Source organism: Blautia sp. AM29-29 (genome assembly GCF_003480555.1).
Lineage (GTDB): Bacteria > Bacillota > Clostridia > Lachnospirales > Lachnospiraceae > Fusicatenibacter > Fusicatenibacter saccharivorans.
The window spans coordinates 196876-220285 of the sequence record NZ_QUJD01000002.1; the positions used below are offsets into that span (position 1 = coordinate 196876).

21 protein-coding genes are annotated in these 23410 nt (G+C 41.4%); 2 read left to right on the plus strand and 19 right to left on the minus strand.

Translation table 11 applies throughout. The features are described 5' to 3' along the window. Positions 1-80: 80 nt before the first annotated feature. The 9 genes from DW769_RS02580 to xerA form a co-directional block, all read right to left on the minus strand. The gene (locus DW769_RS02580; RefSeq protein WP_118749915.1) at positions 81-887 is read right to left on the minus strand and encodes a class I SAM-dependent methyltransferase; all 807 of its coding nucleotides are present in this window, start codon (positions 885-887) and stop codon (positions 81-83) included. A 47-nt stretch (positions 888-934) separates the two neighbouring features. Further along, on the minus strand, positions 935-1579 hold the full coding sequence (locus DW769_RS02585; protein WP_118749916.1) for an L-2-amino-thiazoline-4-carboxylic acid hydrolase: 645 nt from the start codon (positions 1577-1579) through the stop codon (positions 935-937). Positions 1580-1945: 366 nt separating this feature from the next. Then, entirely contained in the window at positions 1946-2968 is a 1023-nt protein-coding gene (locus DW769_RS02590) for a type II TA system antitoxin MqsA family protein (protein ID WP_243105412.1), read from the minus strand. Between the two features lie 127 nt (positions 2969-3095). Beyond that, positions 3096-3422: a hypothetical protein gene (locus DW769_RS02595; protein ID WP_243105414.1), complete on the minus strand. Its 327-nt coding sequence runs from the start codon at positions 3420-3422 to the stop codon at positions 3096-3098. Positions 3423-3511: 89 nt separating this feature from the next. Beyond that, positions 3512-6682 carry a type I restriction endonuclease subunit R gene (locus DW769_RS02600; RefSeq protein WP_118749917.1) on the minus strand — a complete coding sequence of 1057 codons (3171 nt, stop codon included), beginning with the start codon at positions 6680-6682 and terminating at the stop codon, positions 3512-3514. 77 nt (positions 6683-6759) lie between these two features. After that, positions 6760-7398: a hypothetical protein gene (locus tag DW769_RS02605; protein WP_118749918.1), complete on the minus strand. Its 639-nt coding sequence runs from the start codon at positions 7396-7398 to the stop codon at positions 6760-6762. A 41-nt stretch (positions 7399-7439) separates the two neighbouring features. Then, positions 7440-7646, minus strand: a complete 207-nt coding sequence (locus DW769_RS02610) for a hypothetical protein (protein WP_118749919.1) — start codon at positions 7644-7646, stop codon at positions 7440-7442. Further along, the gene (locus tag DW769_RS02615; RefSeq protein WP_118749920.1) at positions 7639-8832 is read right to left on the minus strand and encodes a restriction endonuclease subunit S; all 1194 of its coding nucleotides are present in this window, start codon (positions 8830-8832) and stop codon (positions 7639-7641) included. Before DW769_RS02615 ends, DW769_RS02610 begins: the two co-directional genes overlap by 8 nt. Before the next feature lie 13 nt (positions 8833-8845). Further along, complete coding sequence (gene xerA, locus DW769_RS02620) at positions 8846-9832, minus strand: site-specific tyrosine recombinase/integron integrase (protein ID WP_118749921.1); 987 nt, start codon at positions 9830-9832, stop codon at positions 8846-8848. A gap of 135 nt (positions 9833-9967) precedes the next feature. On the opposite strand from xerA, the gene DW769_RS02625 reads away from it, so the two are divergent. After that, positions 9968-10513 carry a restriction endonuclease subunit S gene (locus tag DW769_RS02625; RefSeq protein ID WP_118749922.1) on the plus strand — a complete coding sequence of 182 codons (546 nt, stop codon included), beginning with the start codon at positions 9968-9970 and terminating at the stop codon, positions 10511-10513. On the opposite strand, the gene DW769_RS02630 is transcribed toward DW769_RS02625, so the two are convergent. From DW769_RS02630 to DW769_RS02640, 3 genes are all read right to left on the minus strand, one after another. Next, positions 10510-11049 (minus strand): restriction endonuclease subunit S, encoded by a 540-nt coding sequence (locus DW769_RS02630; protein ID WP_118749923.1) that lies wholly within the window; start codon positions 11047-11049, stop codon positions 10510-10512. The genes DW769_RS02625 and DW769_RS02630 overlap by 4 nt on opposite strands. After that, positions 11039-12544: a class I SAM-dependent DNA methyltransferase gene (locus DW769_RS02635; protein WP_118749924.1), complete on the minus strand. Its 1506-nt coding sequence runs from the start codon at positions 12542-12544 to the stop codon at positions 11039-11041. Before DW769_RS02635 ends, DW769_RS02630 begins: the two co-directional genes overlap by 11 nt. 338 nt (positions 12545-12882) lie before the next feature. Next, positions 12883-13248, minus strand: a complete 366-nt coding sequence (locus DW769_RS02640; RefSeq protein WP_118749925.1) for a hypothetical protein — start codon at positions 13246-13248, stop codon at positions 12883-12885. A gap of 44 nt (positions 13249-13292) precedes the next feature. On the opposite strand from DW769_RS02640, the gene DW769_RS02645 reads away from it, so the two are divergent. Beyond that, positions 13293-14225 (plus strand): AEC family transporter, encoded by a 933-nt coding sequence (locus DW769_RS02645; protein ID WP_118749926.1) that lies wholly within the window; start codon positions 13293-13295, stop codon positions 14223-14225. A 64-nt stretch (positions 14226-14289) separates the two neighbouring features. Here DW769_RS02645 and DW769_RS02650 read toward each other — a convergent pair whose 3' ends face one another. The 7 genes from DW769_RS02650 to DW769_RS02685 all read right to left on the minus strand — a co-directional run bounded on the left by DW769_RS02650 (position 14290) and on the right by DW769_RS02685 (position 23408). Continuing rightward, the gene (locus DW769_RS02650) at positions 14290-15972 is read right to left on the minus strand and encodes an AAA family ATPase (RefSeq protein WP_118700341.1); all 1683 of its coding nucleotides are present in this window, start codon (positions 15970-15972) and stop codon (positions 14290-14292) included. Between the two features lie 210 nt (positions 15973-16182). Next, on the minus strand, positions 16183-17004 hold the full coding sequence (rhaD, locus tag DW769_RS02655; RefSeq protein WP_118700342.1) for a rhamnulose-1-phosphate aldolase: 822 nt from the start codon (positions 17002-17004) through the stop codon (positions 16183-16185). 46 nt (positions 17005-17050) lie between these two features. After that, entirely contained in the window at positions 17051-18472 is a 1422-nt protein-coding gene (locus DW769_RS02660) for an arabinose isomerase (protein ID WP_118749927.1), read from the minus strand. A 34-nt stretch (positions 18473-18506) separates the two neighbouring features. Next, positions 18507-19907 carry a rhamnulokinase gene (gene rhaB, locus DW769_RS02665; RefSeq protein WP_118749928.1) on the minus strand — a complete coding sequence of 467 codons (1401 nt, stop codon included), beginning with the start codon at positions 19905-19907 and terminating at the stop codon, positions 18507-18509. A gap of 302 nt (positions 19908-20209) precedes the next feature. After that, positions 20210-21064: a YitT family protein gene (locus tag DW769_RS02670; protein WP_022461234.1), complete on the minus strand. Its 855-nt coding sequence runs from the start codon at positions 21062-21064 to the stop codon at positions 20210-20212. A 568-nt stretch (positions 21065-21632) separates the two neighbouring features. Beyond that, positions 21633-22997: an MFS transporter gene (locus DW769_RS02680; protein WP_118749929.1), complete on the minus strand. Its 1365-nt coding sequence runs from the start codon at positions 22995-22997 to the stop codon at positions 21633-21635. An 18-nt stretch (positions 22998-23015) separates the two neighbouring features. Further along, the gene (locus DW769_RS02685; RefSeq protein WP_118749930.1) at positions 23016-23408 is read right to left on the minus strand and encodes a VOC family protein; all 393 of its coding nucleotides are present in this window, start codon (positions 23406-23408) and stop codon (positions 23016-23018) included. Positions 23409-23410: the final 2 nt, after the last annotated feature.

Consider the following 23410-nt stretch of genomic DNA (forward strand, 5'->3'; position numbering starts at 1 on the left):
AAGCAAAAAACAGATTCCCTGCACGGAAGCTTTTGGGGCTTTTCCGCTGCCGGGCTGCCTGTTTCTTTTCATTTCTTTTCTTACGCTTTTTCAAACACCAGAATTTTCTCTGCGAATTTGTGGATGATCGGCATCCACATCACCAGCTTGTAGATGGGATTCAGCGTTTCCATACCGCGGGCGATGTTGTCGTCTTTTACTTTTCGGAAACCGGCGGCAATGTCGCCCAGGTCTGCAAAGCTGTTCGCACCCCAGGTAAACGTCGCGCCCGTCGCCTGAATAGATTTTTCGATGTTTTCTTTCTTTACAAAGTACGGGCACAGCGTTTCCATGCAGACGTAGGCATTGTCGAAATGATCGCGGATGATGGCGAGCATCATTCTGACCTCATCCGCTTTCATGTACATGGTCAGACCTTCGATAATGAAAAGCATTTTGCCCCACACTTTTACCTGATCGGCCCATGCCGGGTCGAGCACGGAACACGCAATCGTGGAAACGCGGCCGGATTCCTGATAGATCGAATCGCGCACCTCAATCGTCTCCGGCAGATCGAGATTGTACCAGGTAATTTTTCCATTATCCATGCGGTAAAAACGAGTGTCCAGACCACAGTCGATGTTGACGACGGTACAATCCGGGTTTTTTCGGATAAAGTCGCTGACCAGCTCATCAAACACAACACTCCGCGCTACGATTCCGCCGCTCATTGCTGTGTCCTTTTTCGCATTGCTGAAATCATAGTCGATGCGGTCAATCAGCTCTTCTGCTTTGGTGTCGCGGAACTTGTTTTTCGGATTTCTGCTGTGCATGGCACGGGCGTAGAAGCACTGCAGCATCGTCTCGGCAGTTCCGTTCAGTTTTGGTTTTATTTTTTCATTGCTCATTCTGGGTGATCTCCCTTCCATTTCACCGGTTCCGTCCCGGTCTTATTTTATTTCGGATTTTCCACCTTGTCCCCCACGAACCAGTAATCACAGACCTCACCGCTGCCTGCCAGTGTATGGTCACGGTAGAGCTTCGCGTGCATCAGGGCTGCTGTCTTGTAATCAATGTCGCACATAATCGGCAGCACTTCCAGATAGCCCTCTTTTCGGGCGAGGGTGTTCAGGGGACATTGGGTGAAGTGGTAATAAAAACCGTCCTGATGCTTCGTCTCATCAAAATGAAAATCCCACGAATACGCCTTATACTGCGGATGTGCTTCCAGCCAGGCGGCATCCTTATGCATCATCTTCGCAATCCGCGCCATGCCGCTCTTCTTATTCGCATTAATCATCAGGCCCATGGCTTTCAGAAACGGGAAGGACATCATCTCCTCTGAGATTGTACGCAGTTCATCCACAGAAATCTGTCTGTCCGACGCATCCCAGAGCGCAAGAAAAATGAGGCCTTCATAGAGATTCGACGCCATCGGGTTGTCCTTTCCGATATCATCGGCGCGGCGAAGCATGTCGCGGTAGATCTGGTTAGTCTTGCGGAGAAGCTCTGCGGTCTCCTCTTTTCCGTAGCGTTTTAGCAGACTTTTCTTTATTAAAGGAGTCAGCATATTCCAGTATTTACTGGTGTATTCCATCATAGGCAGGTACCTCCATCTTACTTTTATTAGGATTCACTAACTTGTAGGTGTAAAATTGCCGCCTACAATGTTGAAAAATAGGCGGAATTTTACTTTTCATTATGAGGTTATTATATCACACTTTTTATTACTTTGTTTTAAAATCGCAAAAATTTCTTGACTATAATTCAGCCTTCCTTTATTATAGAAATTAAGAAATGGGTTTTTTGTCGTGTACAGCCTTAGGGCTCAATCGGGTTGCTCGTTTCTTTTTTTATTTTCGTAAGTTTTCTTTTCCATACAAATGAATTTTGATTTTAACCTGGCAGATTTCTTTAAAATACCAATCCACAATAGAGTAGAAGCGTTTTTATCCTTCCATTTTTCTTATATTCTCAGTTGTTTTGCATATTCAAAAGAAATATTATCTCTTGGTAAAGTCCTCTCATACGCCTGCTCTTTATGCATAAATGATACAATTTCATTTTTTGACATCCGACCAAGTTTTTCTATTACAACATCCAGAATTTTAATATCTTCCCCTGACAATGCAGAAAATTTCTGTTCCCCTTTTAAAGAAAAATGATACGCATTTGTCTCTCCCATATCTACTTCTTCGCATGGCACATCTTTCAAATTAATAATTGAATTATGTCCCACCGGAACAGCCCCCATTGGCAATGCCTGGTACACCAATCCAGTAATAGCAAATCCTCTTTTTTGGTAAGATAATGCATCTGCATACCACATAAGCTTCATCAACTTGACTTTATAAAGATTCGTAACTTTTTTGGATGCGGCCAGATATCGGATCACATCAACAACTTTATTCAGAGACAATTTTGTATTTCCCTGCGCACTTGTATTTCCCTGAAATTTTACATAGCTCGCTTCGATTGCTTTTTTTAAATAAAGATCCTGATCTTCTTCATATAAGGACGTTGCTTTATTTAAATACTTTTCATAAGCACTCTCAGATAAATCGCTCTTTGCATCATCCAGCAGTGTCAAAAACCATTCTGGATCCTGATCTATCTTTTTCAAAATAGTATCGTGCGCTTTATCCTGGACCTGATGACTTTCATATCTGGTAATTGTTTTGCCGCCCCATCCAAGCAACGTGCATAAATCACTCTGGCTAATTCCATATTTCTCCCGAATGCTCCGAATCTGTCCCGATGTCAAAAGTCCTTCTTTTTCTCGATAGGCATCTTTCAGATGTATATCATTTTCCTGTATCTGCTCCTCATCCATATAGAATTCTTCAGCTGCATCACAATAAAAATAGGTCGCTTTATAAGCAACTTTCACATTCTTAAATGTCATCTGCTCCTCAACAAGAACTGTTTTCACTTCATGCTCTTCCATGCAACATGTGCACAAACGTTTTTCACTTTTTATAATTTTCATATGCATGAAAACACCTCCTACCTCCTATAGGGAAACATTTCTGCTGTAAATGGTTTCTCAGCAAAGTGGAACGACATGACAAATGTTGTTGCATTTCCATACATTCCAAATAATTCCACTCTTATTTTTATGTATACGTCATCTTTCCCATTATAGACTTTTCCAAATTCCCGCATTTCTTTTCTCCCGGGAAAGCGAGATCTTTTACCGTTCTCATATATTCTTCCACAAAAAGTGTCAACAGTTCTCTTTTCAATGCCTCTAATGGGTTCTCATTCGGAAATAATGCCTCTACTGTATATTGATTTGTATATTTTTCTTTCCGCTTTTCGTCCACTTTTCTCCGTGCCTGAAAATCTATTCTTGCTCCATTGTTGAGAGCAAACTTTAAATCTTGTATATATGCTTTAACTTCTTGTTCCGACTCAATTCGAGATCTTGTTTCCATAGACAACTTAGTCGCTCTCCATGTGGTATCATTTGATACCTACATGGTACAATTTCTATCTTCTTTTGTCCATGGAAATAATTTTCTTACCCTTATTATTTTTTCTTCCCATATCCCCCATCTTCTTCTGCCACCATTCCAAGCACCTGCTCCTGATTCATGGCATAGACTGTAGTTTTTTTCTCTATCTCTGGCATTTCTGCGTGATCTGTCCATAACTCACACTGGCTAATCACTGTATTAATTGCAAAATCATAATCTTCCGGCGGATACTTATATTTTTTCAGAAGACGCTTAACCATCTTTCGCATAGATGCTCTGGCCGTCTCCTTCTTTTGCCAGTCAATGGTACGATTTCTACGAAGCATTTCTGTGAGTTCTTTAGTCATTGCGATAAGGTCTTCGTTTTGATAAAAATCTTTGATATGCTCCGGCTTTGTCAACGCATCATAAAAAGCCAGTTCTTCCTGTGACAAGCCTAGTTTCTGACCATTTTTATGTAAAGCCGCAATTTCTTCCGCTGTTCTCAAAAGCTCTTTTATAACTTCTTCATTTGTAATCAATCCATTGTAATATGCATTCATTAACTTTGCTATTTTCTCAGAGAATTTCTGCGACTGCACTACATTTGTTCTTTTGTACAGGGTAATCTGTTCAGTCATCAATTTTTTCAATATTTCTACGGCAATATTCTTTTCCTTTATCCTCGAAATCTCATCCAGCACCGCCGGATCAAAAAGACTGAATTTTTCGCCGCCCGTTTTGCTGCTGTCGAATAAACTAATCACACCTTCACTCTGAATTGCTGCTTTTAAAAGTGCATTGATCTGCTCATTGATTTCTTTCAGAGACAGATTCTTTCCACCTGTACCACCGTAAGTAATCTTCGTAACCGTAGACCGGACAGCCTCCATATATGCTGCCTCATGACGCTCCTGTTCTGTCGTCATGCTGGAGCACAGGGAATGAGACTGCTTTAAAAGCATAGCTTCTTTCAAAAACAGCTCTTTCCGTTTCGGTACTTTTGCATCCAATACAAAATTGACGCCGCCTGTAATAAGTTTTGCCATCGTAAGCGGCGACCCGTCAATAAAACCACTAAAATCAAATCCATACAGTAAATCCTTGCAGACCTGCAGCTTCTCCTGAAATTTCGGATATGCCACTTTTGCGATATTCATATCACCATATCTTGACTGATCCCGTTTCGTATATTCTTTCATTGCCGCTTTTAACGCTGATGCAATGCCGACGTAATCCACAATCAATCCGCCTTCTTTATCCTTAAACACACGATTCACACGCGCAATCGCCTGCATAAGATTATATCCATGCATCGGCTTGTATACATACATCGTTGCCAGCGAAGGAACATCAAATCCCGTGAGCCACATATCCACAACAATCGCAATCTTCATCGGATCGTTATTGTCCTTGAATTTTCTCGCCAGTTCTTCCTTATGTGTTTTTGTACCAATTATTTTTTTCCAGTCTTCTGGGTCACTGTTGCCCCCTGTCATGACCACTCCGATTTTTTCTTCCCACGTTGGACGAATTTTCAAAATCTGGCGATAAATTTTCATTGCGATCTTTCGTGAATACGCTACGATCATCGCTTTTCCTGTCAGCAGATTTTCCCGGTATTTTTCATAATGCTCAACAATATCATCACAAAGAGACTCAATCGTAGAATCTGCTCCCAGCACGCTTTCCATTTGTCCCAACATTTTCTTACTTTTCTCAATCGTTGCGCTGTCAGATTGCTGCTCCAGAATATCGTACGTAGAGTCGATCAATGCCAATGTATTTTCATCCAGCTTCAAGTGAACAACTCGACTCTCATAATAAACTGGTCTTGTCGCACCATCTTCTACCGCCTGCGTCATATCATAAACATCAATGTAATCGCCAAATACTTCTCTTGTATTTCTGTCTTTCGCTGAAATAGGCGTTCCTGTAAATCCGATAAACGTTGCATTCGGCAATGCATCATGAATAACACGCGCATTTCCAATCACGGTACGGGCCTCTTTTTCTCCATCTTCATTTTCAGAAATCACGATCTTTTCATCAAATCCATACTGGCCCCGATGCGCTTCATCCGCCATTACCACAATATTTCGTCTCTCCGATAACGGTTTTTCTCCCCGTTCAAACTTAAACATCGTAGTAAAAATGATTCCATTCGCACTTCTTCCCTCAAGAAGTGTTTTCAAATGTTCTTTGCTCTCCGCCTGAACTGGTGTCTGACGCAGAAAATCTGCACACTGTGAAAACTGTGCATAAAGCTGGTCATCCAGATCAATGCGGTCTGTCATAACAACCACTGTCGGACTGTTTAATGCTTCTTGTAGTAAATGAGCATAAAATACCATAGACAGCGATTTTCCTGATCCCTGTGTATGCCAGAACACACCACCTTTACCATCTGTTTTTGTTGCTATTTTGGCTTTTTCAATTGCTTTACGGACTGCGAAATACTGATGATATCCTGCTAAAACTTTAAAACGCCCTGCTCCTGTGCCGGAAAAGAGAATAAAGTTTTTCAAAAGATCAAGCAGTCGTGCTTTCTGAAACATGCCTTCATAAAACGTGTCAAACTGCGCATATGCCGTCTCTTCATAGTCCCCGTCTTTTGTTTTCCATTCCATAAAACGATCCAGACCGGATGTAATCGTTCCTGCCTTATTCGTAGACAAATCGCTGATTACACAAATCGCATTGTAATAAAACATAGCGGGGATGTCCTGCATATAGTTACGGATCTGATTATATGCATTTTCTGCTCCGACCTCATCTTTTGCAGGACTTTTCAGCTCCATCAGCACCAGCGGAAGGCCATTGATAAACAGAATAATATCAGGGCGTCGATTGTTTCCATTTTCAATAAAGGTAAACTGATTCACTGCATAAAATGTATTATTCTGTTCTTTCTCAAAGTCAACTAACCGCACAATAGATGACTGCTCTTCCCCTTTTACAAAGAACTTAACTGTGATTCCATTTTGCAAATAGTCCATAAAAATGATATTTTTCTGCAGCAGACTTCCTGTATCAAAGGTTCTTAATTTCGTTATTGCCTCTTCAATCGCATCTACAGGCAGACCACGATTAATGCGCACCAAACTATCCCGCAAGACAGAATCAAGCAGAGGACTCGTGTAGTCCCTCTCCATCTCCGGGGCGTACAGGTGATCATAGCCCATATTTTCGAACAGCTCGATGACGGCTTGTTCGTAGGTATCTTCTGTAAATAAACTTGGCATGACTGGCCTCCTGTGGTTTTTATTGTGGTTCTATGATAGAATCTCATAGTTCACTTAAATGTACCTTATCAATGCTCTTATATCAATCTAAGTTGTTTTTCCATCTGCTTTTTTATGTTGTCTTGAATCGCTACATCATATGTTTTTTTTAATTTTTCTAATGCATTATAAAGATTATTCCTATAATTTTCTTCCGAAAACATTTTCCCAGCTTTTTCCAGAGTCATAGGATGTTTTTCATTTTCTTTCATCATTTTGTCAATGATAATCTGATATTGATACATCGTAGCCAACGCAGACTCATATGCCCTCAAAAATTCGCTATATGTTAGGGCAGCTTCTCCTCTAAAAATTAACTCAACTTCCATTGCTGAATTTCTGAGTTCTTCTCGTTTCCGCAAAAATTCTTTATGAAAAGGCTGTTCCAATGGATGATCAATGGCATCTGCCTGGCTTTCCATATAAGTATTATTAGTTAGCAACTTAAAATTGTAATCATTGGCTAACTGAGGTTCAGCCTCTCTTTCTTCCGAGATCCACTTATAATTATCCTTGCAAAGGGAAATCAGTCCATTTGCCAACATATATGCTTTCAATCTACGATCAAATAAACTCTGTTTATTGCTAAGTTTTATTTGATGAATTGATAAAAACAATGCCACTATAGCTACTAACGCCGTGATTATAGAACACCAAAAATTCCAATCTTTGAGCATAAAATATTCCTCCACGAATAATTAAACAAGAATTTAGCGGCTTAATCCTTGAGTTTGTTGTATTGCTTTTTCCAAGCTCTTGACGGCTTTTTGCATATACAATCCGTAGAAGAAAAAGCACAGATGTTAGGTAAGCCATTATTTCCGCATATGTCTGGATTGTTGGCTCTGCAACCATAGGTCTGTTGTTCGGTATCTTGTGGATTAAGCGGTGCACTAAATGGTATTGAGAGGTCTTTCTTATTCATAATCCACCTCCGATATATCAATTTCACCATTCATCAGCTTAGGAAGCAAAGTATCTCTTGTTGCGGCAAGTTTTTTATTCTCTATTCGATTTGATATGATCATTTCATAGATGGGCTGGAGTAAAGCACCTATGCGGTCATAGTCTTTTTTATTAGGAATAAGAACTTCTGCTTTTGCAAGTTCATCTCGTTTAATATGCCCCATGGTTGTAGCTTTATCGGCGGCAACAGCTACAAAGCGGTCAAGGTGGTGCTTTGTCCAAGCATAATAAAACCATTTGTCATATTTGCTTGATGTGACCTTGAATAAATGCTGATTCAAACCACAGATACCGCCACACCAAAGGTCAACCAATAAGCTGCCCGACCAAGAAAAAATAACATCACCATCGTGAATGATATAATTGGATTTAATATTTGGAGAGCATAACTCGCTATTATCATCACAACACCCTTGACGAAGTTCCTTGATTTTAAGAACCGGAATGCCGCTTTCGTCAGCGGTTGGACGATATTTTTGCATAGCAAGACCATTTAGATAGTCTGCAATGTCTATCAAACTGGCTTGTTTCCAGCCTTCGGGTAACGTCTCAAGAGATAAAAACTCATTTGCAAATATAGCCTGAGCTTGCTGCTCTAAATTCTTGTTTATGGCATTATTTTTCCTTATTTTTTCATTTATGCAATATGCAACTTCTGCAATCTTTTCCTGAACAACAATAGGTGGAAGTGGAATCGGAAGCATTCGAATTGTTTTCATCGGTATTGTTGGCTGACTTGATCCTGTCATATGACTCGACATAATCTTATAAAATTCATTGGTTCTAATATAGCTATATAAATAATATGGAACAACTTTTTCAACATTCGATGCAATTTTACAGATATTGGGTGCTAAATGATATTTATCATTTTCCTCAATAATTGCACAATCTCCATACCCATTTCCTGTATATGTAAGCAAAATATCGTTTATATATAATTTGCTTCTCGGTAAAAGTTCAGATACACTTCTATCAATTCTTTTGATATCTGTTAAATCCAGTTCTCCATGCCGAAGATTCAAAGCTCTTAATGCTATAATTTCCCCATAATTATTGTATTTTATATACTTTGTAAACTCAAATCCTGCCAACTTTGTAACATCAGCAAGTTCACCCAATTCATAGTGTTTAATTTGCGTCATATAACCACCTTCCTTAACCTATGTATTTCTTGTGAGCCAACTTAACATTGCTCTGTTTGACCATTGCGTACTGCAAGGTCGTATCTATTCGTTTATGTCCCAAGAGCTGCTGTAACTGCTCAATCGGCATTCCTTTATCAATCGCCATCGTTGCAAGCGTTCTTCGGAACTTATGTGGATGGACTTTCGGAATATCCAACCGTTTACCCATTTCACGCAGACGGGATTCGATGCCGCCGATTTTGATTCTCTCATGCGGAGAACGCAGGGTAATAAACAATGCCGGATTATCATCCGTTCTGCTGTCAATGTAGTTTTGTAGATGAATCTTTGTCCGAGCATCAAAGTATACGATGCGTTCCTTATCGCCTTTACCGAAAACCACACATTCACGCTCGTTAAAATTGATGTCCGCTTTGTTCAGCAAAACCATTTCACCGATACGCATTCCGGTAGAGGCCAGCATATCAATCATCGCCAGATCCCGAAGTTCTGCGCAGTTGTCGCGCATTTTCTCCAAGTCCTCGTCTGTGTATGTTTCCTTGATATTAGTTGCCGTTTTCACCTTATGAATACGGCGAACAGGACTTTTCAAAATATAATCCTCATCCTCCAACCATGAGAAAAAGCTGGACAAAATCCTGCGAATATTATCTATCGTCACACGGCTGGACTGGTTCTTACCTTGATAATCTGTCAGATAGGAACGCAGGTCCTCCGTCTGAATGTGGCGAATACCTTTGTTTATCGAAGCCACCATCGTTTCAATGGTTGTGCGGTAATATTTCAGCGTTTTTTCTGAACAGCCTTCAATCCGTTTTGCTGCAACAAAAGCGTCTATCAGCTTTGGGTTGTTGTCTGTATCGCTCTTTTCTGTCTGCGCTGTAATCTCGCAGCCAAACAGTGCATTTTCAAGCACCTTTTGCAGTTGCTGCATCTGGGCATTGTCGAGGTGTGGCAGCATTTGCTGCACCACCTCTGAAATAATTTGTTGTTTCATAGGTCATTCTCCTTCAAATTTATTTTCCAGAGAACGACTCAACGGCAGTTCCGTTGGCTTTAGCTCCCGCCGTTGGTGGGAGTATTTAGGTTAAACAAGAATTTACTTGAGCAAGCTCAAGCCATATACACGAAAATGTTCATCACTGACGCAGATTCTTTATGGCCTGAAGGCAAGCTCTCTGATCTCATCGAAGTTTGTTATGGCAAAGATCATAAGAAACTGCATGATGGCGATATACCTGTTTATGGTTCAGGAGGTATTATGCGCCATGTTGATCGGGCTTTATATGAACAGGAATCGGTTCTCGTTCCTCGTAAAGGAACACTCAACAACGTTATGTATGTTAACGAGCCATTCTGGTCAGTGGATACGATGTTCTTTACGAAAATGAAGCGACAGAATGTTGCAAAGTTTGTTTTTCATTTCCTTAAAGGGAAGGATTTAGCATCCATGAACGCCGGATCTGCCGTTCCTAGCATGACCACTAAGATCCTTAACGCCATTCCACTCCAGATTCCTGATGATCAAATGCTTTCAACTTTTGAAGCACAAGTGTCTCCCTTTTATCAGACTGCATCCTATAACAATAAAGAATCCGAGAATCTTGCAGCAATTAGAGACTCTTTACTTCCGAAACTCATGTCCGGCGAGATCGACGTCTCCGACATCGACCTCTAAGCCGCATATAAATTCTTGTTTATCCTTGCATTCATCGCAATTTTGTCGTCCAAATCACTTAAAATACCACCAATTTTTTTCTGTTCATTATATGCCGGATTTAAAATTTTCAAATTTTGAAGCACATCCGTTTGAACACGTTGCCTTCCCGATGATCCTACCATTGATTTAATTGCTGGTTCCCGTACCCAAGGACTACTGATCAAATAATAAAGATAATCTGCGTCTACCCCTTGTTTTGCACGAAAAACAATATACTCTGTTGATCCAAAACCAACCTCATTTTCTTCTAAGATATTTACTTTTGCTGTTTTTCCATTTTCCAAACAAGGTGTGATTCGAGCCATTATAGTATCGCCATTTCGAAATTTCGTTCCCCCGTTAAACGCTTCTATCTCATACGACGGAATATCTCTGTAAAACGGTTGAAGTTTATCCATTGCCACCTTTTTTGCAATAGTTCCTTTTGGAAGAGATTCTCTAGGATTAAATTCTGCAATGTCAGATAATTTTACAACTTTCCACTCAGATCTCATATCCAATAGCCCCCAAATTTTTCCGTATTTTCTCTTCCAACTCATGACTCTTCGCAAACATTTCCGAAAGTTCCGATGTCAATCGATTCATCTTATCTTCAAATGGTTCCCCATCGTCTTCTTGCTCTTCGATGCCGACGTACCGTCCTGGTGTCAGGATGTAGTCTTGTTTTTCAATTTCTGTGGTGTCTGCTACTGCACAAAATCCCTTCACATCTTCTAACGTTCCATCTACAAACGCCGTATAAGTATCCGCAATTTTCTTGATATCTTCCTCTGTCAGTTCCCGAAGTTTGCGGCTTACCATGGTTCCCATTTTACGTGCATCAATAAACAACGTCTTCTCTGTCTGTTTCTTATGGTTGTTGATAAACCAAAGTGATACCGGAATCTGTGTGGTATAGAATAACTGCGTCGGCATAGCAATGATGCATTCTACCAGATCTGCATTGATAATATTTTTTCGGATCTCTCCCTCTCCGCCAGACTGTGAAGAAAGCGATCCATTTGCAAGCACCATACCGATCTGGCCTCCCGTAGGATTGAGATGATAAATCATATGCTGCAGCCATGCAAAGTTGGCATTTCCCGCCGGTGGTGTTCCATATTTCCAGCGTAAATCTTCTTTTAACTTATCTGCTCCCCAGTCAGAAAGATTGAACGGCGGATTTGCCATAATATAATCTGCTCGAAGAGTAGGATGCTGATCTTCCAGAAAGGTATCTGCCGCATAGTTTCCAAGATCTGGTTCGATTCCGCGAATGGCAAGGTTCATCTGTGCCATCTTCCAGGTTGTCGGATTGGAATCCTGTCCATAAATAGAAATGTTACTAATATTTCCACTATGATTTTCTACAAATTTTGCCGACTGTACAAACATTCCACCCGATCCACAACATGGATCATAGACACGGCCTTTAAATGGTTTCAAAATTTCCACTAAAGTCCGAACCACACAGGATGGCGTAAAGAATTCACCACCACGTTTTCCTTCCTGTTCTGCAAACATAGACAGACAATATTCATAGGTTCGTCCAAGAATATCTTTTTCACTTCCATGCTCAATCATTTGGATATTTGTGAATAAGTCTACAACATCACCCAGTCTTCGCTTATCCAATTCGGGGCGTGCAAAATTCTTTGGCAGAATATCTTTCAATCGTTTATTTTCTTTTTCAATTGCACGCATGGCATCATCAATTACTGTGCCGATTTCTGGCGTGTGCGCTTTTGCCGCAATTTCATTCCACCGGGCTCCTGCTGGTACGAAGAAGATTCCTTCGGAAGTATATTCATCAATATCTTCCTCAAAACCTTCCCCCTCCTCAACCAAGGCTTGATATTTCTCGTCGAATCTGTCAGAAATATATTTCAGAAAAATTAGCCCCAAAACTACACTCTTATATTCCGAAGCATCCAGATTACCACGCAGTACACATGCAGCATCCCATATCTGCTTTTCAAATCCAATATTCGCTGTATTTTTATCCGCCATTTACGCTCTACTCCTTCTTTAATTGATCCACCATAACATCCTTTTTTACAATTTGCATTGATAATTATACAAATAGATTTCCATAAACCTCTCGCTAAATCCAGATTTGCAGATCTGTTCTTTACTCAAAATTATAGGACAAATCGTAAATAAAATCAATTCACATTGAATTGTAGTATTCATTTTTAATTTTTATTGTTTTTTTCGCACAACACCTATAATAAATATGCAGGTAAAAACGCCTGCATTGGTTAGAGTGTACAAATCAAAACACTTATTCAAAAGGAAACGGTCAGAACAAATCCATCCATTTATTCTTTTTACATGTAATCAATTTTTCAAATATATGCACATAAGAAATGGCCATCCTGCTCTCTGGTAAGCATGGATGACCATTTCTTATAGCTATTTAACATTTCGCCAGATGGGTGATTGCGCTCACCTTCCAGCTGTCTTGCAGTATATATTGTATTGCAATAGTATAACTTTGTCAAATCAAAAATAGCGCTCCTGCTCTGGTAAAGTAAAGCGCTATTTTTAGCTAAAAACTTTATCCGGCGGTCAGGTGTGCACTGACCAACGGTTCTCTTGTCAAATATATTATACGACAGCATTTTCTTTTGGTCAACAGCCATTTTTCTTACATGTTTGTCATCCTTTTCAACCAAAATCCCCCAAAAAAGAATTTGAAATTCCCTCCCCATCGTCTTATAATATTTCCCATAAGGCACAAATACGGGTGGATTTTATGATGATCAGTATTCTTCTTGCGCAGCAGATCGCGCAGCTTTTTCTTATGATTTTTATGAGCTTTTTAATCGTAAAAGCCGGACTTTTAAAGGATGAGGACAGCAAAGTTCTGTCGAAAATTGTGCTGTACCTGATCATTCCCTGCGTGATTCTGAATGCGTTTCAGGTCGATTACACGCCGGAAACGGTGCGGGGGCTGCTGGTTGCGTTTGCGGCTTCGTTTCTGATGCAGGTTGTGCTTCTTTTTGCGGTTTCAGCTCTTGGACGGGTGTTTCATTTGGATGCGGTTGAGATAACTTCTGTTTACTACTCCAATTCCGGCAATCTGATTGTGCCGCTTGTGACGGCTGTTTTAGGAGCGGAATGGGTGCTTTACAGCTGTGTTTATATGAGCGTACAGCTTGTCTTTTTCTGGACGCATTGCAAAAAGGTGATCAGCCGTGAGGCTTCCTATGACTGGAAGAAGATTGTTCTGAACCTCAATATTATTTCTATTTTCGTCGGAATTCTTCTTTTTTTCACGGGCATCCGGCTTCCTGCGCTGGTCAACAATACGCTTCATTCTGTCGGAAGCATGGTTGGCCCTGCCAGTATGATTGTTACGGGTATGCTTTTTGCCGGCATGGACTTCCGGCAGATTTTTGCGAATAAACGGATTTACTTCGTGACCTTTCTCCGCCTGATCGCCGTTCCGCTGATGGCGCTTGTTCTTCTGAAAATCAGCCATCTTGCCGATCTTTCTGCAGACGGACCGACGCTGATTCTGATTGTTTTTCTCGCCGTCATCACGCCATCTGCCTCTACAGTTACACAGATGTGCCAGGTATACGGAAACGATTCACGCTATGCCAGTGCCATCAATGTTGTTACTATGCTGGCTTCTATTGTGACGATGCCGCTTTTGGCGATGCTGCTTCAAATGGTACTCTAATCACAATTAACAGAAAAACGCTGTCCCGCTTCCCCTTCCAGAGAAGCATTGACAGCGTTTTCTATTACCCAATTAGTACCTTTTTCCCTTCAAACGCAAATCCATAATACCGGATTCTTTCTTTTGGAATTCCCCGTTCTTTTAGTTCCACGTCGTATTTCTTTATTTCAATCTGCGCCAGTGCTTTTTGTACCGTTTCCTGCAGCGTTTTTTCTTCCGTTTCTTTTACTTTAAATTCCAGAATCATAGCATCTCGATCCAAATTTCTGGGAATTAGAATCACATCGTATCTTCCATACCCACTTTCCCGATTGGAACGCACCTCATAAAGATCTCGCACTTCCACCAGCAGCCCAAGTACAAATCCATGATAAAACCGCTCTGGCTGGCTCCGCTCGGACGCATGTTTTCCAGCATCAAAATTACTAAATGTAGCAAGTGCAATATCATTCATATAGAGGTTCATCGCTTTTACATCCCCATTCAGCAATGCTTTGATAAATTCATTATAATTGGCAGATGCCGCTGCAAACCAGCTTTTGAACATATTCGAAAACATGCTCACAGTCTCCAGATTTGTGATGGAAAGAGAATACCACGGCTCCAGCGTCAGTCCTCTGTATTCAATCTCCTCCACTTTCAGATAACCGCTTGCCACCAACAGACTCCATACCGCACTTTCATCCTGTTCTAATTGTCCAAATATAATCTGCTCATCAAAATTAACTACAATTTGTTGTCTGTTGATCAGTTTTTCCAGTTCTTCCTTCATATTTACCGATGCCGACTGCAGGAGTTTGCTGATCAATCCATTGGAACTTGTAGCTGCCCAGTAGGGCCGCAGTTTTTTCTCTTTCAGATAATTTGTAATAGACCACGGATTGTAAACATCACGATGCGTGCCAAAGCAAAATCCGTCATACCATTGCTTTACCAGATCTTTCTTTTCCGGCATTCCAAATTGATCTAATGATTGAAATACCTCTTCTTCTGTAAAACCAAAACAGTCTGCATAGGCATCCGATGTTGTTGTAATAACTGTCAGATTATTGAGGTCTGAAAAGACAGATTCTTTGGAAATACGGGTAATTCCAGTCATCACAGCGCGTTCCAGATATGGATTTGTTTTGAATGTCGCATTGAAAAGGCTTCTCATAAATCCTACAAATTCATCCCAGTATCCATGAATATAGGCTTCCTGCATGGGCGTGTCATATTCATCCAGAAAGATCAAAACTTTTTTTCCATATAAAAGATTCAAATAACTGGAAAGATTTTTTAATGCATCCTGTGCTGTCACATCACTCATTTTTTCTGTAATTTCCAGCATCTGCTGTTTCTCATTTTGCGTAAAGCATTCTTCCTGCTCCAAATACCGATGTTGGCGATAAGCATCTACAATAATATTTTTTATCTTCTGCACTGCATCTTGATAGTTATTCTGTTTTACGTCCGCAAAGCTCAGAAAAATCACCGGATAAGTTCCCTGCAGTCTGCGGTATTTTTCCTGTTTCCAGATGGAAAGCCCTTCAAAGATGGTACCTTTTTCTGCATACTGTCTGGAAAAGAAACAATTCAGCATGCTCATATTCAATGTTTTGCCAAATCTTCTCGGACGTGTGATCAGCGTAATGTCATCTCCACTTTCCCACCATTGTCTGATAAAATCGGTTTTATCAACATAAAAATAATGATTTTCTCGAAGGGAAGCAAAATCCTGCTTTCCTATACTAATCGCTGAAGTCATATTTCATCTTTCCTTTCTGAGCGCAGACACACCAGCATTTTCTGTCTGATAATGAAATGTTCCACTGTTTTCTAATCGATAATCTTATCTTATAGTTTATCAAATTCCAAAAGAAATTAATAGACTTTTTCTTCTGCACAGCAAAAAAATGGCCGTCCCATTCCTCAGTGCAAGGATCAGACGGCCATTTTTCACTATCAGTTTCCAGTTTTATTTCTCATACAAAAATTCTTCCGGCAGTGTTACACCAAAATCCTTTGCCAGATGGCGGAATTCATCCGGTGTGATCGTCTGACGTTTCGTTGGCTGCATGGAAAGTGTTTTTACCAGAATTTCTGCAGATTTTTCTGCGGTATGCATCAGCCCAAAGGTCAGGTCAAAATCAAAGCCGGCGGCGAACATGCCGTGGTGTGCCCAGATAGCAAGATCATATTTCTTCATCAGCTCGCTCGTGGCAACGGCGATCTCTCTGCCTCCCGGAACCATCCACGGAACGACACCGATTCCGGACGGGAATACAACAGGGCACTCGGTTGCCATCTCCCAGAGTTCGCGGGTAAATACTTTATCTTCCAGCGGCAGAACAAAGGTAAGCGCGATCACGTTGGTGGTATGTGCATGGTAAACAACGCGGTATCTTTCGTCCTGCAGTTTTTTTACCTCCAGGTTCATCAGATGGCTCGGAAGCTCTGAGGTCGGACGTCCTCCGTTGACGAGGCCCCAGACGATGCGGTAATTTTCACCTTTTTTATCCAGCTCAATCATACAGATGCTGTCTTCCGGTTTGATTGTGACATTTCGGAAATATTTTCCGCTTCCGGTTACCAGGAAATACTCTCCCGCAAGATTTGGAACGGCGGTTCCGATCGGATTCCACTCTCTGGCCTCAAAGTTTTCTTTTACCTCTTCAACCTCTTCCGGTTTCACACGGTAAGAAAGGTTTCCGCCGTTTCTCTCATGCCATCCCTGCTCCCAGCCGTCATTTGCCATGCGGATAAAGCCCTTTACAAATTCTGCATCTAAAAATTTCATGTTTTTTCCCTCTTCTTTCTCTCTTTTCCTCTTCTTTTATCGATATTTACCGGCACACAACCTCTACCGGCACATCCAGGATTTTTGCCACTTTCAGAATCGTATCAATATGGTGTCCGACCGCAGCTGCCATATGATGTGTTGGTCCCGCTTCACTCCATCTGTTGCAGAACTCTCTTGCCCCAATAGAGAAACGTGTTCTCATATTGGTATCGCCAAAGGTAAAGATCGGACCATCCTCATTGACACCCTCTGCAGCAACAAATTTAAAGTGACCGTCTTTATCCTGCGTAATTCCAAGGTATGTAACATCGCCAACCGGCGGATAAAACTGCGTCAGATATCCGCCGCCCGTCTTGCCATGAAAGACATCAACGATTTTCATAGACGGTTTTCTCACCTGCGAAATATCAGCATCTCCCGATCCGGAATGGCCGATAATACAGATATCCTCATTGAAATCGATCGAATACATCTCAGAAAGCTGACCGGTTCCGGCGATTGTTTTCAGAATGCTCATTGCCATTGCAACTTTCATATCACCCTCTACGGCGCAGGCTGTGCCCTGTTTAATCAGCATGGAAAATGCCGGGATCAGCATGCTGTCCAGTTTTCCGGCAACCCCCTTGGCAAAGCCGTCATAATGGGATGCCACCATACCAAGATCTTCTTTTTTTACCCATTCTTCAAAAGCAACGACATATTTTGCCATATCCCATACGGTCTCTACCGTTGCACCGCCCTCGATGTCAAAGGTATCCAGAATCTCCTCTGCCTTGGCGCGGATTGCGGCCTCATCTGTAACAGGATCCGCGATTGCCCATATTTTCTCCCAGTCGAACTGTTTCGTATAAAGTCCCATCCGGTTGTAAAGATTGGTTTCATCGATATACAGGTCCATCATTCCCGGATATGGTCTTCCGATCTGGGCAATATTGGTGTAACGGAATCTTCTGCGTACCTGGGCTGCCCGGCACCACTCATCGATTTCCTTTGCCACGTAAGCATCTCCGCCTTCTACAACACCGGTGATGACGGCATGACGTTTTCCTGCACGCTCCAGATCGGCTACCATCTCACCGACTGCTCCACAGGCATACAGCTCACCCAGCCATTTTGGCGTATCGGTATTGGCATAATCCGGTGCTTTCCGTTTCTGCACATTCACAAGCACAACCGGCACATTCAGGTCACGGACTGCCGGGAGCATATTGTAGCTGGTCGCGTAGGTCAGAAGCTGTAAAATAACAAGATCTACATCCGCTGCACGGAACTTATCTCCTGCTTCCATGGATAATTCTTTCGTTGTAACGATTCCACCATCGATCATTTCAACGGTATCGGGAATCGTCTTTTTGAACGCATCATACTGTGCCTCAAATTCCGGAACCAGCGTCGGGAACTGCGGCAGATATGCACCCAGTGCGATTGCAAATACACCTACTTTTGCTTTTGTTTCAACTAACATGTTCTTTGCCCCTTTTAACCTTTCGTCTCATTTTTTATGGCTCATATTGTTTGATTTCGAAGGAATGGAAAATACAGTTTCTCGCATCTTTCAAATTGCTGCATTCCTTTCCGGTGATCATCTGCACCGCCAGATTGCCGATGGCAGTTGCCTCTGTCGGTCCCGCCAGTACGGTCCTTCCGGTCTTTTCTGCTGTCAGCCGGTTCAGATAATCGGCGTTGGCGCCGCCACCTACAACATGAATCTTCCGGTACTGACAGCCCGTTTGTTCTTCCAGTTCTTTTAATGTCTTGGCATAGCATACTGCCAGACTGTTGTAGATCACTGCTGCGATCTCTGTAATTCCCTGCGGTACCTGCTGGCCACTTTCTTCACATGCCTTCTGCACTTCTGCTGTCATATGTTCCGGTGCCAGAAAACGATCGTCATTTGCATCCACGATGGATGAAATCCTGCATTTCGATGCCATTTCGCAAATGGTTCCAAAACTTACCTCCTCTGCGATTTCTTTTCGTACAGACTGAATCATCCACAGCCCCATAATGTTTTTCAGAAAACGGTATCTTCTGTTGTAGCCGCCTTCATTGGTAAAATTGTGCTGCATGGCTTCTGTCCCGCAATCGGCCTCTTTTAATTCTGTTCCCATCAGAGACCAGGTTCCGGAGCTGATATAGAGCACGTGCTCCTCATTGCTTGGCACAGCGACTACTGCGGAGCCTGTGTCGTGTGTTGCGGGAAGAACAATCTCACAGTCGAAGCCGACCTGCTCCTGAATTTCTTTTTTCAGACGACCGATCACAGTCCCCGGTTCACGGATCGGCAGGAAGATTTTCTCCGGATATCCCAGTTTTTGAATCATCTCCCTGTTCCAGTCCCCGGTTTCCGGATTGACAAGCTGGGTCGTTGTTGCATTTGTGTATTCCTGCGCTTTCACGCCGGAAAGCAGGAAATTCAGGTAATCCGGAATCATCAGAAGAGTCTCTGCTTTTTCCAGCTGTTCCGGCTTTTTCTTCTTCCACGCCATGAGCTGATAAATGCTGTTGAAAATTTGTTTCTGAATACCGGTCGATGCATAGAGTTCTTCCTCCGGCACTGTGCGATAAACCTCCTCATCCATTCCTTTCGTGCGGTCATCGCGATAAGCAACGGCATTTCCGATCCGCTGATCATCCTTGTCCAGAAGGACAAAATCAACTGCCCATGTATCAATTCCGACACTCACCGGGATCTTTCCAAGTTCTCTGCATTTTTTCATTCCGGCCAACACGGCTTCAAAGAGTGCCTCGATATCCCACACCTTCTCACCGTCCCGTTTCTGCATTCCATTCGGGAAACGGTAAATTTCCTCGAGAACCATTTTCCCATCTTCCATATGCCCGAGAATATGTCTTCCGCTGGATGCTCCTATATCAATTGCTAAATAATATCTTTTCATACCCTTCCTCCATTTTCTGTCTCTAATTATAGATAACTTTATGTGGTAAAAAAAGAACACGCTTTGTCTAAAAAAGTGTCCTTATTTGCACGATCGCGACCTCAAAACAGGTATCTGCCTGTTTCATCTGCTGAAAAAAAATATACGTCATTGATCGTATCCATCTGAATCCGTCCACCCTTCTTCTCCTTCCGCCGCGCCGGAGTTTTTGCTCCATGGGGTAATTCAAGAAACGTTTTCACAGGAAATTACGGTAAAAAAATTCCGTAGCACTTCTGTGATTGAGGTGCTGCGGAACTTTTTTACATTTTAGGCTGATATCTCATGTTGGATACATTATAAACTGTGATAAACGCTTTCGGATCAAGTTTGTTGATAAAATTCATCAGCTTCTGGTATTCGGTCTTGTCTACGATCGTGATGATTTCTTTGCGCTTCTGCATGTTATAGGCACCATAGGCTTCATAGATCGTAGCACCGCTGTGCAGCTCATGAAGAATAAATTCCCGAAGTTCTTCTTCCTTTGGAGTGATGATACATACCCGGCGTTTGATATTATGGTCAAAAATAAAATGATCCAGAACAATTCCGTTAAAATACGTTCCAAGAATACTCAGGACTACCGTTTTCTTGTCGTAAACGAGTGCTGCAGACAGAGCAACACACATACCAGACAGAGACATGGCTTTTCCAAGCTCCATATGAAGATATTTATTCATGATCTTTGCTACAATATCAAGTCCGCCGGAAGAAGCATTTCTGTTAAAAAGAATACTGAGTCCCACACTGACTACAAGTGTATAGCACAGAACATCCAGCTCCTGACTGTTTGTCATTGAACCAAAATCCGGGAAGATTTTTTCAAAAAGTCCAAGAAAAACAGGAAGCATGATACTGGTGTAGACGGTTTTTACACCAAATTCTCTTCCGCAGGTAAAAAAGCCGATGATCAGAAGTACTACGTTCAGAATCATGGTGATGGCGGAAAGGGGCAACGGTACAAAGTTGGAAAGTACGATACCAAGACCCGAAATACTGCTGACAGAAGTATGGCTTGGTACCAGAAAAAAATAGACTGCCGCTGCAATAATAGCAACAGCTGCTGTCAGGATCAGGATTTCCAACAGAATCTGAGTATCCTTCAATTGTTTTTTCATGTTAATTCTCCGTATCTTATTTTTTATGGATGGGAAGATCCCTTCTTTATATTAATGGCATTTTGAAGATATGTAAACCCTTTCCAGAAATCATTCCAACATATTTGTGTATCGTTGTTGCTTTTCCGTCAGCTTTCTGTAATGCATATCCTTTTTATTGCTTTTTTTCGTTCTATGCTACAATAATTTTGATACTTAATATTATCTTGTAACACAATCAGGAGAACATCATGAATGAAAAGGGACTGACCAACATTAGTCTCAAAAAATAAATAACTCAAAGGTTTACCAATATATTTACAGAAAGAAAAAGACCTCCAAGCAGCAGATCGTTCAGGAACTGCAGATGGGTTTATCCACAGTCAGCCAGAACCTCAACCTTCTGGAGCAGGAAGGTCTGATAGAAAAAAAAACGGCTTTTTGCATCCACCGGCGGAAGAAAAGCAAACGCCATTCAGATTGTATCCGATTTTAAAATTTCTATTGGTATCGGTATTTTAATTTCCTCCCATCCTGGCTGTGTCCTGCTTCCGTAAAATCAATCAGCAATTCTTCCAATGCCACGATATCAACTTTTTCTTCCATTTTTCAGTTCTTCCACAATCTCGTTATAACGTTTTTTATTTAACCGGTAGAAAAATAATACAACCGCAGTCACAATCCACAGTGCACCTGGAATCGTCGTAAATGCATGTTTCATAATTGAAAGTACAATTGCATTTTGTGTCTGATTTGCAATATAACCATATTTTCCAAGTAATCCTGCTAAAAGTGCTGTTCCAACTGCCATTCCGATTTTATTTCCAAGTGAAATAAATGCATACTGAAAACCGTCATTTCTAAGTCCGGTTTTCCACTCCCCATATTCCACACAGTCTGGAATAATTGCATAGATTGCGGTATTAAATCCAGAGAAAAAAAACTGTGTAAGACCAGATAATGCATAAAAAATAGCTGATGATTCTTTGGCATTGAAGAAAAACATAGACAACATGGAAATTCCTGTAAACAAAGCAAAGAGAGATGCTGTTCTTCCTTTATTATTCAGCTTGCGGAATAATGGTTGAAAACAGGCTGCCCCGATGATAGAAGGAATAATGATGCACATCGAATAAGTTGTGTAGTAAGAGGCATTTCCTTCCACATATGTAAAATAATACAGAATATCTGCGTTTCTACCATATAATGTAAATCCAAATAATATCTGCCCTGCCAATGCAAGAAGATATGGTCTATTCTGCATGACTGCTTTCAACTGAACCTTTACAGAAATTTTTTCTTTTTCCGGAGTAATCACTGCCTCTTTCGTCTTCGCAAAGCAGAAGAAATGACAGGCTGTAAAAATACATCCATATATGACCGCAACCGTCAGATATCCTGTCTTTGCACTGTGACTGCCGAATTTGCTGAGCAGCGGAACTGTGATAATATTTAACACACCAATTGCAATCATCGCTGCAACCGAACGGGATGTATTTATTTTTGCACGTTCATCAATATCCTGTGTCATAGCACCACACAAGGTTCCGTATGGAATATTCACACAGGTATATCCCAAAACCAGCAGACAATATGTAATTACCATATAAATGATCTTTCCATTCTGCGGCCAGTCAGGTCTTGCCCAGAATGTCATCACAAGAAGAATTGCTGTAATTGGTGCCGCTACTAACAGCCATGGACGGTACCGTCCCCATCTCGATTTTGTTTTATCCGTAAGTCCCCCGACGATTGGATCATTGATTGCATCCCAGAATCTTGAAAAAAGCATCAGTGCTGACACAGCCGCCATACTGATTCCGAACACGTCTGTATAAAATATCATCAGAAAATTACTGACAAACATCCAGCTGAAATTACATCCAACATCACCAAACCCATATGCAATCTTACTGATCAGCGGTACTTTTCCATTTTTGCTTTCGCCTCCCATATGGCCCTCCTATTTTTATCAGATTTTCTGACAGAACTCTATTCTTTCCTCATTTGGTCCCTTAATCATAAAAAACTTCACACCTTTTTCCCAAAATGGCAGTTCTTCGATTCCGTCTGTAATAACTGTGTATTTTTCATTGCAGATTTTCTGATACATACTTTCAATGTCTTCCACATCAAGTGCAACATGTTGGTATGCACCGTCTGACATTTCCGCCTTCCCATTTTCAAAAGTCTCTATGCAGTAATTTTTTATCTGTAAAAATGCCACTTTTTCCCCTGCTTTTTCATTATAAGACTGCATAATTACTTCAAATCCAAGACTCTTATAAAACTCAACTGTTTTCTGTAAATCGTTTGTCGGAAGCCCGACATTGGCAATTCCGACAATTCCATATTTATTTTCCATAC

Coding starts and splice junctions, on each gene's coding strand:
- DW769_RS02580 (WP_118749915.1), bottom strand. CDS start 887: ATGAGCAATGAAAAAATAAAACCAAAACTGAACGGAACTGCCGAGACG.
- DW769_RS02585 (WP_118749916.1), bottom strand. CDS start 1,579: ATGATGGAATACACCAGTAAATACTGGAATATGCTGACTCCTTTAATA.
- DW769_RS02590 (WP_243105412.1), bottom strand. CDS start 2,968: ATGAAAATTATAAAAAGTGAAAAACGTTTGTGCACATGTTGCATGGAA.
- DW769_RS02600 (WP_118749917.1), bottom strand. CDS start 6,682: ATGCCAAGTTTATTTACAGAAGATACCTACGAACAAGCCGTCATCGAG.
- DW769_RS02605 (WP_118749918.1), bottom strand. CDS start 7,398: ATGCTCAAAGATTGGAATTTTTGGTGTTCTATAATCACGGCGTTAGTA.
- DW769_RS02610 (WP_118749919.1), bottom strand. CDS start 7,646: ATGAATAAGAAAGACCTCTCAATACCATTTAGTGCACCGCTTAATCCA.
- DW769_RS02615 (WP_118749920.1), bottom strand. CDS start 8,832: ATGACGCAAATTAAACACTATGAATTGGGTGAACTTGCTGATGTTACA.
- xerA (WP_118749921.1), bottom strand. CDS start 9,832: ATGAAACAACAAATTATTTCAGAGGTGGTGCAGCAAATGCTGCCACAC.
- DW769_RS02625 (WP_118749922.1), top strand. CDS start 9,968: ATGTTCATCACTGACGCAGATTCTTTATGGCCTGAAGGCAAGCTCTCT.
- DW769_RS02630 (WP_118749923.1), bottom strand. CDS start 11,049: ATGAGATCTGAGTGGAAAGTTGTAAAATTATCTGACATTGCAGAATTT.
- DW769_RS02635 (WP_118749924.1), bottom strand. CDS start 12,544: ATGGCGGATAAAAATACAGCGAATATTGGATTTGAAAAGCAGATATGG.
- DW769_RS02640 (WP_118749925.1), bottom strand. CDS start 13,248: ATGGGGAGGGAATTTCAAATTCTTTTTTGGGGGATTTTGGTTGAAAAG.
- DW769_RS02645 (WP_118749926.1), top strand. CDS start 13,293: ATGATGATCAGTATTCTTCTTGCGCAGCAGATCGCGCAGCTTTTTCTT.
- DW769_RS02650 (WP_118700341.1), bottom strand. CDS start 15,972: ATGACTTCAGCGATTAGTATAGGAAAGCAGGATTTTGCTTCCCTTCGA.
- rhaD (WP_118700342.1), bottom strand. CDS start 17,004: ATGAAATTTTTAGATGCAGAATTTGTAAAGGGCTTTATCCGCATGGCA.
- DW769_RS02660 (WP_118749927.1), bottom strand. CDS start 18,472: ATGTTAGTTGAAACAAAAGCAAAAGTAGGTGTATTTGCAATCGCACTG.
- rhaB (WP_118749928.1), bottom strand. CDS start 19,907: ATGAAAAGATATTATTTAGCAATTGATATAGGAGCATCCAGCGGAAGA.
- DW769_RS02670 (WP_022461234.1), bottom strand. CDS start 21,064: ATGAAAAAACAATTGAAGGATACTCAGATTCTGTTGGAAATCCTGATC.
- DW769_RS02680 (WP_118749929.1), bottom strand. CDS start 22,997: ATGGGAGGCGAAAGCAAAAATGGAAAAGTACCGCTGATCAGTAAGATT.
- DW769_RS02685 (WP_118749930.1), bottom strand. CDS start 23,408: ATGGAAAATAAATATGGAATTGTCGGAATTGCCAATGTCGGGCTTCCG.